The sequence below is a fragment of the Achromobacter sp. NCFB-sbj8-Ac1-l genome, from assembly GCF_052695805.1.
Window position 1 is genome coordinate 4,319,956 of record NZ_CP199812.1, and the last position, 14,638, is coordinate 4,334,593.

Here is a 14,638-nt window from a genome sequence, read left to right on the forward strand (position 1 = left end):
GGTGAATACGGTTTCGCGAGCGCTCAGAAGCTGGCGCGTACGCTGAAGTTCAGGCGGGGATCGTGTTTCTTGGTGTTGGGGCCGTCCTTGAGCGGATAGCCCCAGTCCAGCGAGCCGGACAGCCAGTCCAGCACCTGCAGGCGCGTGCCCAGGCCGACGCTGGCCAGCGAGTAGCTGACGTCCTGCTCGGGCAGCGGATCGCGCAGGCGCAGCGTGGCGGCGTCGGCAAAGGCATAGAAGCGCCATTCGTTGACATTGCTGCCCAGCCAGCGGGCCAGCGACGGCGTGCGCCACTCGACCGAGCCCAGGAAGCCGTCGTCGCCGGTGCGTTCGGCGGCCAGGTAGCCGCGCACGCTGGTGCTGCCACCGGCCGAGAACTGTTCGTTGGACACCAGCGCGCCGGACGACAGCTGGAAGCCGGCGCGCAGGCCCAGTTGCCAGTCGCCGAACAGGTTCTGGGTATGGGTGCCGTCGCCGCGCAGCAGCGCGAAGCTGGGGCTGGCGCGATAGCGCTTGTCGTCGAATTCCTTCCAGTCGCTGCCCATGCCGAAGAACGAGCGGCTGGCGCCCACGACCGACAGGCCCAGGCTGCTTTGCGACGATTCGGAATAGCGGTAGCCGTTGTACGAGAAGGTGAACGGCAGGTATTTCAGGGGAATGCGGTCTTCGTTGTTGCCGAAACGGGTGGTTTCGTCGAACTTCTTGTAGTCCAGCCCGACCGACAGCGAGTTGTACCAGTCGCCCTGCGGCGCCAGCGTGTAGATGGCGCTCATGCCGAACGAATAGCCCTTGCCCAGCACGTTGGTGCCGCCGATGGTGGCCACGTTGCTGTCGCTCTTGTAGCCGGTGAACTGCAGGCTCCACTGCTTGTCCAGCGGCATCGAGTACGAGCCTGACCAGACCTTGGCGTTGTCGGTTTCCTGGGGCGCGGTGAAGAAGGTCAGGCTGACCGAATGGCCCAGCTGCCACAGGTTGTCGTAGCCCAGCGAGGCCGTGCTGCGCAGGCGCGTGGTGTCGGCGCTGTAGTCGTTGTTCAGGCCCAGGCTGGCGTGCCAGGGGTTCTTGTCCTCGACCTTCAGGTCCACGTCCATGGTGCCGGGCACGCGGCCTTCCTTGACCAGCGGCACCACCTGGCGGCTGGCGCCCTTGTTCAGGTCGGTCAGCTGGGCCTGCGCCTGGTTGAAGTTGGGCACGGCGCCTTCCTGCAGCGCGGGCACTTCGTCGCGGATCGTCAGCGGCGAATAGTGCTTGGCGCCCACCACGCGCACCCGGCCCACCTTGGTCTCGGCCACCTGCAGGAACACGATGCCGTCGGCCACCTGCTGCTCGGGCAGGTCCACGTAGACCGACTGGTAACCGCGTTCCTGGTAGAGGGTCTGCAAGGCTTCGCGCGCCGATTCGATATCGGCCAGCGTGCGGTCCGGCCCCAGGTACGGGTAGACGGCCTTTTCGATGTCGCGCGCGTCCAGCACGGTGTTGCCGCGCACGATGTATTCGTTGATGTTGACGCGGCGCGCGTGGCTGTCCGCGGCCGGCGCCGGCTGCGCCCAGGCCGCGCCCGCGGCCAGCGCCAGCACCATCGCTCCCGGCGCGCGTCGCATCATGGCGCGCAGCGCGCCGACCCTGCTCTCGAAATCATGCATAGCGATGCACTCAGTTCCTTGTGTGATAACCGGTCTGGCACCGGCCGCTACCGTGCAGTGCGCTTGCGACATTCCCGTTACGGTTTTTGCCCGCATACCCGCGTCTACAGCTTCTGCTTGTTACTAGACGTTCCGGGGCCGCGCGGACTGCGCGTTGTAAGAAAAATTTCATGAAACAGCGCGGGCCCCGGGAAAAGGTGCGCAGAAAAGAATCAGGGCCCGGCGTTTGGCGGGCCCTGATGCACTTTTTGCCTGTCGTTCCTGTGACGCTGGCGTGACACGCCGGCCGCCTTTCGTGCACGACTGTCAAAGGCGCCGGACAGCGGCCACCGGCCCGGCGCCCCCCTTTCCTACATCGCCAGCTTGCTTCTTTCCTGCGCGGTCAACGCGCGCATCTCGCTGTCGTCCAGCGTGCCCGCGCCCAGCACCTGCACCGCGCTGGCGGCGTCATAGCGCGTGGCCGCGGCCGACGGCCCGGGCGGCGCGGTGGTGGCGCCGACCACCGGTTCCTCGCCATACCCCAGGATCTGCACGTTGATCACCGACGGCAGGTTCTGGCGCGCCTGGTTCTGGGCGCGCTGCGCCGATTCCTGCGCGGCGCCCACCGCCGAGGTCGCCGCCGCGCTGGCCGACGACATCGCGCCGGTGTTCACCGACGCCGTCACCGGCACCCCGCGACTTTCGCCCTGGGCCTGGATGTTGGCGGCGTTCACCACCTGCAAGGCGGCGATGTTGACGTTGCCCGACACGCGGATACCGGCCTCGCCCGCGTCGATGGTGCCCAGCGGCGCGTACAGGTCCACGTCGCCCGCCGGCACCTCCGGCAACGGCGCCAGGGTGGCGATGCCCGCGCCGGTGGCCGGCGCGCTGGGCGACAGCGTGACGTTGCCGACCGCGTCGTAGACCCGCTTGGGCGGCGTGTACAGCACCGTCGTCTTCGAACCTCGCCCGGCGTTGATGTCGCCTTGCGCGGACCACGCGGTGATGCCGCCGCCAAAGGTCGTCATGACCCGGCTCTGGCCCAGCAGGATGCTGCCCTGCGCATACAGCTGGATGTCGCCCTGGCCCTGCGTGATGATGCCGGCGCTGGCGGGCGGCGCCGCGCCTTCCACGCCGAACACCTGCTGGCCACCCGGCGTGAGCAACTGGATGTCGCCGCCGAAGCTGCTGCGGATGCCGGCCGCGCCGTACAGCGTCAGGTCGCCCTGCCAGGCGCCCGGCACGGTCTCGGGGAACAGCGCCGCGATGGCCTGGCGGCCGCGCAGGTAGCTGCCCTGGCGCGGGCTGGCCTTGTCGTTGTATTCGCGTCCGCCGGCCCGCAGCTCGGCGAAATACACCTGCCGCGCGAAGATGCGCTGCTGTTCGGCCGGCAGCGCGCTGAAGTAGGCGCGCGCGTCGTCGCCATTGCCGGCAAAGCCGTAGCGCTGCGTCAGCCACAGCAGCAGCTCGGCCTCGTAGGTCTTGAACGCCAGGCCCTGGTCCGCCAGCGGACGGCTGGCGTCGGCCTGGCGCGACGGATCCAGGTAGCGCGCCAGGAAGCCCGCGTAGTCCGGGCCGGCCGCGCCCACGCCCGCCAGCACGGCGATCGAGGCGCCCGGGCGGCGATCGCCCGGCAGCACCGGCCCCAGGCTGGTGAGCGACGCGCGGTCGGCCATCAGCACGTGGCGGCCGGCCGAGACTTCCAGCGTGCCGGGGCCGGCCACCTGGAACGAACTGTAGAGAATGTCGCGGCCTGCCGACACCCGCGACACGTCGCGCGCATCGCCCTGCACGAACAGGTTGCCGGACGAGGTCGCCGAGTTGGTGACGCCGAGCGCGAAGAGATAACCGTTGGTCGACGGCACCAACTGCTGCGCACCGGTGTCGGTGCCCGAGGCCACGATGTCGCGGCCGGCCATCATCCAGACCGGGCCCGCGGCTTCGTACCAGACCTGCCCCAGGTTGGGACCTGCGATGAGCGTGATCGCCTCGCCACTGCGCAGCCCCACGATGTCGCCGTCCCGGGCGTACAGGCGCGTGACCAGGTTCGATGCGGCGGCGCTGGCCGTGGGCGCATCGAAATAGAACAACGGGAAGTGCGTGTTGCGGGCGCCGGCGATGCCGTTGGCGCCCTGGTTGTTGAGCGCGGCCGTGCTGGTGCCCTGCGAGGTATAGCCGGCGAACGCCGGCGCCTGCACAGTGGCCACACTGGCCGGGTCCGCGCCCGAACGGTTGATGGCGTAGCCGCCCGCGTAGATCGAATTGCCCGCCAGCAGTTCAAGCTGGCCGCGTGCGCCTGGCGCCAAGGTCAGCGAATACGGCAGGCCGTCGTTTTCGGCATTGAGGTAGCCGGCCGACACGCCCGCATAGATGCTGCCGTCATACGCCGTGGCGCGCAGGATCGACGGATACAGGTAGCGCGCATCCGACGCGGACGTGTTGCGTCCGACCTGCAAAGACAGGCCCTGTGCACTGTGTGAAGTCTGCCGGCTGGGCGTCAGGTTGCCGCCCGCGCTGGACAATTCAATGGCGGTGTTGGCCGTCCACATCGAGAACCAGCTGTAGCCGCCGCCATCGATCTGCGTGCCATCGCGCAGCCGGAACGGCGTGCTGTTCTGCAACGCCACCCGGCCCGGATCGCCCGCGCCGCCCACCACCAGGTCGCCGCGCGTATCCAGCCGGATCGCCGCATCGCCCGGAATCAGCGCCAGGCCGCCCGTGGCGCTGGCCTGCGTCGACGCATAGGGGTCGTAGCCACGACGTTCCTTGGCGTCCTGCAGGCTGGCATTGTTGCCGTATTGCAGCGCCAGCCCGCCGATCGCGCCGCCCGCGAACTGTACATTGCCGCGCAGGTTGATCAGCGCGCCTTGCAGGTCGATGGCGGGGTCGCCGTAGTAGGGCTTGGGGCCGTTGGTGGACGACACCTGGCCGCGCGCGCTTTGCGTCGGATTCAGCACACCGCCGATGCGCACGTCGATATCGCCGCCGCCCGTCAGTGTCATGGCGCCGTCCGCGCCGATCCGCCCGGTGCTGCCGACCGCCACGACCAGCCCCTGGCTGCGCGGATTGGCCAGCGAGCCGCGCTGCTCGATGTTGCCGGCGTCGCCATCGGTGCGCACGCTGACGTTGCCGCCGCCCAGCGCGCCGAAGCCCGTAAAGCCCACCAGCAGCGGCGTGGTGTCCTTGAAGTCCACGGGTGCACGGGTGTAGCTGCCGAAGTTGATCCACCAGGCGGTCGGCGTGTCGCCGCCATTGGCGCTGCCGGTGCCCTGGCGCCACAGCCAGTTGCCGACGCCGACGCTGGGGTCGATGCCGCGACCGTCGTAGGTGGGTATCACCGTCTTGCCCCAGACATCGCCGCGCAGCGCGCCGCCCGCGTACAGGCTGAGGTTGCCGCCCGCTTGCGGATACCAGGCCTGGTAGCCTGATCCGGCGGTCACGAACGGTTCGTAGGTGCTTGCATAATCGTCGCCCAGCACCGTGGCGCCGAAGCGCCCGCGCGGCAACTGGTAGGCCGGCGCCACATTGGGTGACTGGGTGCCTGCGGTGTACACGCCATAGGCCGACATCAGGTTGATATCGCCGCCCGCGGCCAGGTCCAGGTCGCCCGTGCCGGTGCGCAGCACGCTGAAATTCTGCGTGTGCGGCGTGACCGATACCGCGCTGGAATCGCCGCGTTCGCACAAGCCTTCGACGATGTCGCACAGCCAGGCCATGTCGTCCGGCACCGGGGCGCCGGGTTCAAAGCCCGACTGATCGGCATCCGGGCCCCAGACCCAGCCGCCGCCCTGCACCAGGCTGGCGTTGTAGTGGGTGTCGGCCAGCGTCAGCTTGCCGGCGCCCGGGCCAGTCAGCACCCGCCGCGGATCGGCTGCGTCCAGGTCGGCGCCGGCCACCAGCTGCACGGACCACGACTGGCTGCCCGCCGGCAGCATCTGGGCGACGGCCCAGTTGCGCCGCGGGTCCGCCGACGTGCCGGGGCGCAGTTCCACGTAGTCGGTGCCGGCCGGGAACACCAGCTTGGCCTGCGACGGAATCAGCGCGCCCTGCTGCAGCGTGATGGTGCCTTCCATCAGCAGCACGTTGGCCTCGTAACCCTGCGTGGTGTAGAGATTGGGCAGCGCCACGTTGGCCGGCCAGGTGAAGGCGCGCAGCGACGTGCCATCCGTCAGCAGCGTGCCCGCGCCCAGGCGCGTGCCCGCCGGCAGGTCCACCGCCTGCTTGAGCACCGAGCCGGCCGCGTACAGCAACTGGCCGGCGGCATCGCGCACGTCGCCGGACAACACCGTGCCGGCGGCCAGCGGCAGCGACTGATCCAGCGCCGCTTCGACCGGCAACCGGGTGCCGGCCGCCAGCTTCACGGCCTTCAGCGGCAAGGGATAGTTCAGCGTTCTGCCGCCGGGGAACTCGGTGCCGTCGGCAAGCTGGACGCCGCCGCGCGGCAGTACCACGTCGCCGCCGAACGGCTGCGCCCCGGGCGTGAGGATCCAGCCATGCTCGTCGTCCGGCGTGGGGGCCGGCGGCGCGAAGCCGTCGTTGATGCTGCCATAGACATCCAGGTTGCCCTTGGCCCGCAGCGTCAGCGCACCGGCTTCACCCGAGCCGTACACCGACGTCAGCGGCGTGCGCGGGTTGACGCTGGCGTAGCGGTAGCCCGACAGGTCCAGGTCGCCCTGCACCACCAGGTCGCCGTCCGCCGTCTTGCTGAGGATTTCCACGCCGGGGCGCAGACGGAACGCGTCGCGATAGGCGGCGTTGTTCAGGCCCGCCAGCTTGCCGTCCATCAGGGCCGCGTTGGCCAGCGCCCCGCTCATGAAGCCGAGGCTGTCGCCGTGCTTGGCGTCCAGGTAGGCCTGGTTGATGATCTGGTAGGTGCGCCCGCCGATGCGGTCGGCGGGGTTGCCCACGTCGGCATCGTCGTAGCGCTGCATGGCGGTCAGCGTGATGGACCGGGCGCCATCAATCGCAATCGGGCCGCGCGCGTCGATGGCGATGTCGCCATGCGTGGCGGCGCTGCCGGGCGCCCCGCCGCCGTTCATGCCGGCATTGCCCGCCGCGTCGATGCGCGGCGCCAGCAATTCCAGCGTGCCGCGTGAAGCGCCGTCGTGCTGCCCGGCCGCCGTGCCGGGCGTGGCGGCGGTGCCATGGCGCAAGTCGATGCGCGCGCCGCCGGCCAGCGTCAGCACGCCGTGGCCGGAATTCAGTTCCACCACCGCGCGGTTGGGTGCGTCGATGATCTTGCCGTAGCTGTCCACCCGCAGCACCGAGCCATAGGCGTCCAGCACCGAGCCGGCCGCCAGCGTCAGGCCGTCGCGCGCCGCCAGGCGGATGCGGCCCACACGTTCGCCGCTGGCGTCCACCCGGCCCGCCACCGTCAGGCTGCCGCCGTCGAGGGACAGATTGATGTCGTTGGCGCGCAGCGTGTCGCCCACCGTCAGGCTGCCCTGCTTGATCTGGAAGCCGCGCGCGCCGAATACGCCGCCGTCGTTCAGGCGCTGGTTGAGCGCATCGAAATCGGTGTTCAGCGCAGCCGGGTCGCCCAGGCGCTGGGCGCGCACGTCCACGCTGCCGGCGCGATACGGCACCGCGGTGCCGCCCGCGTCGTAACGGCCCGAGGCCGAGCCCACGATGCGGCCCAAGAGGCTCACCTGGCCATCGGCCGCCGCCAGCGCCACGGCGCGCAGGCTGCCGGCGTTGTTCTCCACGGCCGACAGGTCGATCAGCGCGCCAGCGTCCTGGCGGATGCCGCCCTGGCTGCTTTCCAGGATCAGGTCGCCGCCCCAGCTGTAGCGCAGCACGTCATTGAAGGCGATGGCGCGGCCGCTCAGGTCCAGTTGCGACGCGCCGGTCAGCAACACGCCGTCGCGTCCTTGCAGCGTCAGCTTGCCGCTGGGCAGCACGATCGTGCCGTCCACCCGTACCGATGCGCCTGACAGGCTCAGCTCGGCGCCCAGGTCCTGCACCGTGGGCGGCTGCGCGCCAGCGGCGGCCAGCAGCCGCACGTCGCCGCCCGCCGTGATGCGGTTCACCGAACCGGCCGCGCCGGTCAAGAGCGGCGTGTTCAGCGTCAGGTTGCCGCCGCTGTACGTATAGCCGCTGCCGCTGACGTAGGCGCCCTGCGACGCGTACACCGCCAGGCTGCCGCGATGGTTGGCGGTGATGCGGTCGCTGGCGTTCAGCGTCACGCCGCCAAAGCCCAGCACCAGCCGCGCGTTGTCGTCCTGGCCGCTGGGCTGGGTGCCCTGGCCGTAGCCGAATTCGATGCGGTCGGCGTCGATGCGCAACGCGCCGCGCCCGGTGCCCGCGCCGCCCGCCGCCACCGCGCCGGGCGCTTGCGTGGCGCCGTTCCAGACCAGGTTCTGCGTGCGGATGCTGGCCTCGTCGCCCGCCTCGCCATAGCCGTAGAGGGCCGGCGTGCCCAGCGCCAAGGTGGCCAGGCTGTATTTGCCGGTGACCGGGTCACGCGTGTCCAAGGCCACCGTGCCGTAGAAATTCATCGACTCGCGTGCCGTCAGCGTCAGCTTTTCAAGCGCCGGGGCGCCCGTGCGGGTGTCGCCGCGCAGCAGCCGCCCCAGGATCGCCTGGTTCAGCGTCAGCCCACTGGGCAGCACGCCGAGCGCGGCGGCCTGTGCCAGCGCGTCGGCCGCACCCGCGTTGACGGCGCCGACCGCCAGCGTCAGATTGCGGGTGCCGTACAGCACCTGCTCGCCCAGGTCGAAGGTGCCGTTGGTGGCGGCGGCGATGGTGCCTTCGGAATACAGCTGTGTCACGCCCTGGCAGGCTTGCGCTGCGCAGGTGCCGATGCGGATCGAGCCCGCCCCCGTCGCCTGGGGGGCCAGCACGTCAAGGCGGCCATTGGAAACGGCCAGCAGCCCGGCGCTGCCGGGTTCGAAGGCATAGCCGTTGGTCGAGTCCGCAGACGGCGCGCCGCGGCCCAGCGTCGAGATGCCCGCGCCCGCTTCAAGCTCGATCGTCTGCGCCGAGACCAGCACTTCCGGCGCCGCCAACTGCGCGCCGGCGCGGACCAACACCTGCGTGGCATTGCCCTGGAAGGTGTAGAAGCGCCCACCCTGGCCGTACTGCACCACCGGCAATGCGCCGATCACCAGGCGGCTGGCGCCCAGCGCGGCCAGGGCATCCGCGTGGACAGAGGCGCCATCGTAGCCCGCCGTGGGCGCCTGGCCCGCGGCCAGGATTTCCATGCCGAAACTGCCGCCCACGGCCGCCGCGCCGCCAAAGCCGCCGGCCGCCGGCTTGAAGTCAGCCAGGCCTTCGACGCGCAACGCCTGCCCGTCTTCTGAGCCGCGGTGGATCGCCAGGCGCAAGGTGCGGGCATCGGCCGGCAGCATCGCGCGCGGCACGCCACGCGTGGCCGCATCGGCGCGCACGAAATTGGCGTAGCTGGTCTCGTTGTATTGCGAATAAGTGCGCAGCACGTTGGCGGGGGTCAGGATCACCGAGGTCGCCAGGCCGTCGGCCACCTGCGTGCCCGCGATGGACAACCGTCCGCTGGCCGCCCACGACTGGTTGCGCATCTGCGCCGGCGTCATGGCGGCGCCCGCGGCCGCGCCGGTATTGAGTTCGACCCGGAACGCGCCGGGCAGCAAGGCGTAGGTGGACGGCATCAACGTATAGGTGCCGGCCGGCAGGCCCGGTACACCGGCGCCGATCGTGATGCGCTGCCCCGGCGCCGCCTGGGAGGCCCCGGCTTCGCCGCCCACCGGCGCGTAGTCCGGCTGCGCGCCGGGCACGATGGCGTAGACGGGGTTGGCCGCCAACCCCGGCAGGGTGAAGCCGCCCTGCGGGTTGTTGCGCACCAGCGGCGCATAGCGCGCATCGGTCGAACCGCCGCGGCCTGACACGAAGCCGGCGCCGGTCAGTTCGCCGCCGCCCGACAGGTCCAGCACCGACCCCGCCAGCATGTCCACGTCACGGAAGGCCAGCGTGATGCCCGTTTGCAGCGACGCCCCGCTGCCCACCCCGATGGCGCCGCCCGCGCCCACCAGCGCAACGTCCGCGCCCTTGAATTTATAGGCCACGCCATCGGTAGTGCCGCCATAGGGCATCAGCAACCCGGCGCCGCTGACCGACGTGACGCTGCCCGGCAACAGCGCCAGGTGCCGCGTCCCCACGGTTTCGCTGACGTCGCCCAGCACGATCGCGCCCAGCGGCGCGCGCACGACGCCGCCCTGCTCCACCGTGGCCGCCGCCAGCCGCAGCGAACCGAACGCCGAATACGGCACTGCCGGCAGCGGCGCGTCGGCGCCGCCGGCGCGCCCCACCCGCAGCGTGCGGGTGGGGTCGAACACATTGGCATTCGAGATCGGGTTGCGTGTGTAGCCCGCCAATACCTCGGCCTCGGCGCCCGTCACCGGATACAGCTGCGCGGCGATCAGGTCCAGGTCGCCGCGGGTCCAGAGCCGCGTGCGCGGCTCGTCGTCGTTGCGCGCCAGGAAGCGCAGGTCGCCGCCGCTGGCCAGCGTGACGCGGTCAAAGCCCGTGCGCGTCACCGCCAACAAGCCGCCCACCGGGCGATTGATGGTGCCCTGGGTGCCGAACGACAGGCTGTTGCCCACTTCCAGCAGGTCGGCGGCGTGCACGGTGAACGCGCCCGCCGCTACCGACGGCGCATCGCCGAACAGCACGCGCGGCCGGATCACGCCGTTGGTCGAGTAGTACTTGCCGGGGCCCGAGAGGCGCACCTGCGAGGCCGCCAGGTTGACGCGGGTCGTGGCCGCCGCGTCCGGCGCCAGCGAGAAGGCGCCGGCATACAGGCGCAAGCTTTGCGCCACCGCGATGTCCACGGCGCCGTCAAACGACATCAGGCCGTTGGCCAGCAGCCCCAATTGGTCAAAGCCGCCCCCGGCCAGCAAGCGGGAGACATCCAGGCGGGTCTGGCCATAGCGCAACGCGTCGGCACCTTCGCCCGGCTTCAGGTCGGCGGCCAACGATTTGCCGCCGCCGGCCGCCAGCACCATTTCGCGCGGCACCTGCACGGCCGGGTCGGACGGGTTGTCGCCCTGAGAACGGTACAGCGGCGTTTCCAGCGCGATGTCCAGCGTGCCGCCCGCCGCGGTGGGGCCGCCGGCCCGCGCGATGAAGGTGCCGTCCAGGAACAGGCCGTTGTAGGAACTGAGCGCGATGCGGCCGCCGCTGCGGTCCAGCGGCACCGCCCCGACGCCATTCACGTCCACCACCCCGCTCGACCCCGACGCGTCCAGCACGGCGCCCGGGCGGATCACCACGTAGGCGTCGGACGCGGTGGCCGTGGCGCGGTCGTGATTGATCTCGCCGCCGATCACGATCACGCCGCCCGCATCGGCCACGCCATAGCGGCGGCCCTGCGTATCCACGCCGGTTTCAGCGCGGCCAGCCACGTTCAGCACCGCCTGCTCGCCGATCCAGATCGATCGGTTGTGTATCTGGCCCACGGCCATTTCGATGGACTCGGCCACATCGATGTCGCCCATGCGCAGCTGGCGGATATCGATCCTGCCGCCGGCCGCCGTCAGCGCGCCCAGCACCGTGATCTGGCCCGCGCCGCGCAATTGGATCGCCTGGCCCGGATCGACCGCGACCTGCGCGCCTTGGCCAATCGTCAGCGCCGCATCGGCGTCCGCCCCGGGCAGCGCCACGGACCGTCCGCTTTGCAGCGACAGGCTGGCGCCGCGCCGCCGCGTCACCGTGCCCGCCACGGGGTTGTGCAGGTAGACGGGCGGCAGCCCGGTTTCCAGGGCGGCGCCGGTCGGCGTACCGGTGGCCAACCCGGCCGCCTCGGCCACCGGCCGGTAGACCGGCATCGTCACGTCGATGCGCGCATTGTCGGCGACAGACGCGCCGCCACTGCCGGTGATCTCGTAGCGCGAAAAACCCTGCTGGAAGAACGGCGCCGCCAGCGCCAGCACGTCATCGCCGGCATCGGCCGGACGGTCGCCCAGCACCACCTTGCCCGCCGTCACCGCCAGCGTGCCCCCGCCATCCGCCCCATAGCCGCGCAGCGCGGCATCCAGCACCACACGCCCGCCGCCCGCCGCACCGCCGGGCACCGCTTCCACCGTCACACTGCCGCCCTTGCCGCCGGTCAGCTTGCCCTTGGCGCGCAGCGCGGCGCCCGAGCCCACGTCGATCACGCTGCCGGCCTGCAGATCGATGTCGCGGTTGCTGCGCAGCGACACCGTGCCGCCGTTCAGGTAGGGCAACGCCTGCGCCTGTCCGGGCGCCAGCGCCAGGTTGGCCCACAGGCCCGACGTATCCAGCCGGGCGCGCGCGCTCAGCGTCACTCGGTCGTCCGCATTCGCGCCCCCCGACGCCGTGTCGTTCATGCCGGAGGGCGATACCTGGTTCAGCACATTGCCCAGCCGGATGCTGCCGGCGTTGGCCGTCAGCGCGGCGTCCACCGTCACGTTGTTCGCGAACAGCGTGATGTCGCCCCCCGGCGCGACGGCCAGGTCCGACCGTACCGCGATATCGCCCGCGGCGATCTTGATGGCGCCCAACCCCGCGTTATTGAGCCGGGTCGTATCCAGCAGCAGCTTGCCTGCGCGGTCATCGGGCAACGCCGTCGCCAGATCCAGCCCGGCCGCGACCGCGTCGGCGCGATCGGACAGCACCACCTGGCTTACCGTGCCGTCGCCACGCCCCAACGCGTATTGCAGCGCGCCGGTGCGCTTGTCGTAGTAAGGCGTGTACGTGCCCACCACCAGTTGCGCGCCGCGCGCCACGGCGCGCTGCGATTGCTGGTAGCCATCCAGGCCGGCCTGCGCGGCGGCGTTCTGGCGATCGCCCTGGAACGTCGTGCCGATCAGCTCGCCTTCCAGCACGGCGCTGCGCGTGCCGATCACGAGGCGGCCCGCATCGCGGCCCACGGTGTAGCCGGCCTCGAAGCGTTCTTGCGGCGCGATCAGCGGGTTGTAGAAATAGCGCGTCTGGCCCCAGCGCTGGCTGCTGGCCTCGTAGCCCTGGTACAGCCCGGTGTAGGCCAGGTCGCCGGGCGCGCGCGTCACCTCGTACAGCCGGCCGTCCACGCCGCGCAGCCAGCTTTGGCGGATCATGCCATCCTGCACATCCAGCGTGCCACCCGACAGGTTGATCTGCGAGCCGGCGCGCGTCACCACGTCGCCGCCCGTGAATTCGACATTGCCGCCCTGCGCCATCCACTCGTTGACGCCATGCGACTGCGTGCCCAGATACCCACTCACTTCCAGCAGGCCGCCGGCCGTGTACCAGCGGTCCGTGGCGTAGCCGTTGGTGCCGGCTGGCACCAGGACCAGGTCACGCACGTCCACCCAGACGTCCTTGCTGTTGAGCTTGCCGCTTTCCCGGTTGACCGGCGCGTCGCGTTGCTCGTTGCCCTGGACGTTGATCTTGAGGTTGTTGTTTTCCATCGCGACGGGCACGCCCACCGCGCCCGCCACGTCCAGCACCGCGCCTTCGCGCAGCAGGCTGCGCTGGGCCGCCTGCACCGCGATCTGCCCGCCCGTGGCCAGCGTGATCGAGCCGGCCGCGAAGTCCACCGTACCCGAACTGCTGATTTCCACCCGCGACAGTTCGCGCCGGTCGGCGCCCGCCGCCAGCAGCGGCGCATCGCCCTGCGCCGCGGGCGGCACGCGCAGGCCGTCACGCTGGCTGTCCAGCGCCTGGGCGCCGCTGCGGTCCAGCAGGATGGCCGTGGTGCTGTGCTCGGCCACCGTCACGCGGCCCTGCCCGCCCGTCGCGGTCAGGTGCAGCGTGCCGCGCGCATCCACCGACGTACTCGACAGCAGCACGCCGCGCTGCGCGACATCGCCGCCGGTCAGCGTCACGTCGCCCAGCGCCGCCTGGATCAGGCCCGTGTTCTCGACGCGGCCGGGCGTACCGGCCGGCGTCACTTCGTTGCCGCGGGTCGTGGACACCAGATTGCCCGACGTACCCTGCCCGCGTTTGATCACGAAGCTGTCGCCCGCGGCCAGCAGCGCCTGTCCGGACGGCGTGTCGATCGTGCCGGCGTTGGCCGCCGTCTTGCCCAAGAGCAGCACGTAGCCGCCGCCCGTGGTGGACGTGCCGGGCGCCGCGGTCTGCAAGCGCGCGCCGGCCTGCACCTCGATGCCGCCCAGCGCGTCCGTGAAGGTCGGCTGCGCGCCGTTGTCGGCGTACAGGCCTTTCGTTTTGAATTGCGCGTCGGTGATCATGGCGGCGGCGGCCACCAGGTTGCGCGCGTTGACCTGGCTGGTGCCGGTGAAGATCACGCCGTTCTGGTTCACCACCAGCACCGTGCCGTCGGCCTTGATGGCGCCCTGGATCTGGCTGGGCTTGGCGCTGGCGCCGACCACCCGGTTCAGCACCGCATCGTCCGCGCCCTGCTTGAACTGCACCGTGGTATTGCGCCCGACGTTGAAGGTGTCCCAGTTCAGGATGGCGCGAGACTGCGTCTGTTCGATGGTGACGACCTGCCGGCCGCCTTCCGTGCTGGCCCTGGCGGCCCTGGCGCCTTCCCACTTGGCCAGCGCGCCCCGCGCTTCCCACAGGCCGCCTTCGACCAGGCCATCGGGCACGCTGGCGCCGTTGGCGGCGGCTGCGGCACGGGCCGCCGCCTGCGCCGCCTGCTGCGCGGCCACGGCGGCCGCCGTGCGGTTCAGGTTGTCCAGCGACCGCTGCAGCTGCTGGCGCGATTCGGCCTGCTGGCGCGCGCCGTTGCCGATGCCCGCCAGGCTGCCGTCCGGCATGCGGCCGGTGCGCTGCGCCGTGGACTGCACCGCGTTCTTGTCGGCGAACCAGCCCGGGCTGAAGGCTCGCGCCTGGGCCTGGGCCGCGCCGCTCCAGCCCCCCGCGATCAGCAGCGCGGCAACGGCCTGCGCCAGCGGCGTCGGACGCCATTGCGGACGGCCACGCCTTGCCGCGCGCGCCATGATTGCCTTGCCGTCCCGTTGCGCCATCCGTGCCTGCATGATCGTCCTTCCTTATTCCAATCGCGAGTGTTCGCCACCTAGAACAAGACAGACGGATGGAAAAATGCCGACCGGAACCCTGTCATAAATAAT

Annotated in this window: 2 protein-coding genes; both read right to left on the reverse strand. The window is 71.0% G+C overall.

Going from position 1 to position 14,638, the window contains the following annotated elements:
* Positions 1 to 23 precede the first annotated feature (23 nt).
* Positions 24 to 1,643, reverse strand: coding sequence for a ShlB/FhaC/HecB family hemolysin secretion/activation protein (locus tag ACUDP5_RS19840; RefSeq protein ID WP_445656989.1), 1,620 nt, complete (start codon positions 1,641 to 1,643; stop codon positions 24 to 26).
* Positions 1,644 to 1,993: 350 nt separating this feature from the next.
* Complete coding sequence (locus tag ACUDP5_RS19845; RefSeq protein ID WP_445656990.1) at positions 1,994 to 14,545, reverse strand: filamentous haemagglutinin family protein; 12,552 nt, start codon at positions 14,543 to 14,545, stop codon at positions 1,994 to 1,996.
* Positions 14,546 to 14,638 lie beyond the last annotated feature (93 nt).

Bases quoted from the DNA above. Each gene is read 5' to 3' on its own strand.
- ACUDP5_RS19840 (WP_445656989.1), bottom strand. From the start codon at position 1,643: ATGCATGATTTCGAGAGCAGGGTCGGCGCGCTGCGCGCCATGATGCGA.
- ACUDP5_RS19845 (WP_445656990.1), bottom strand. From the start codon at position 14,545: ATGCAGGCACGGATGGCGCAACGGGACGGCAAGGCAATCATGGCGCGC.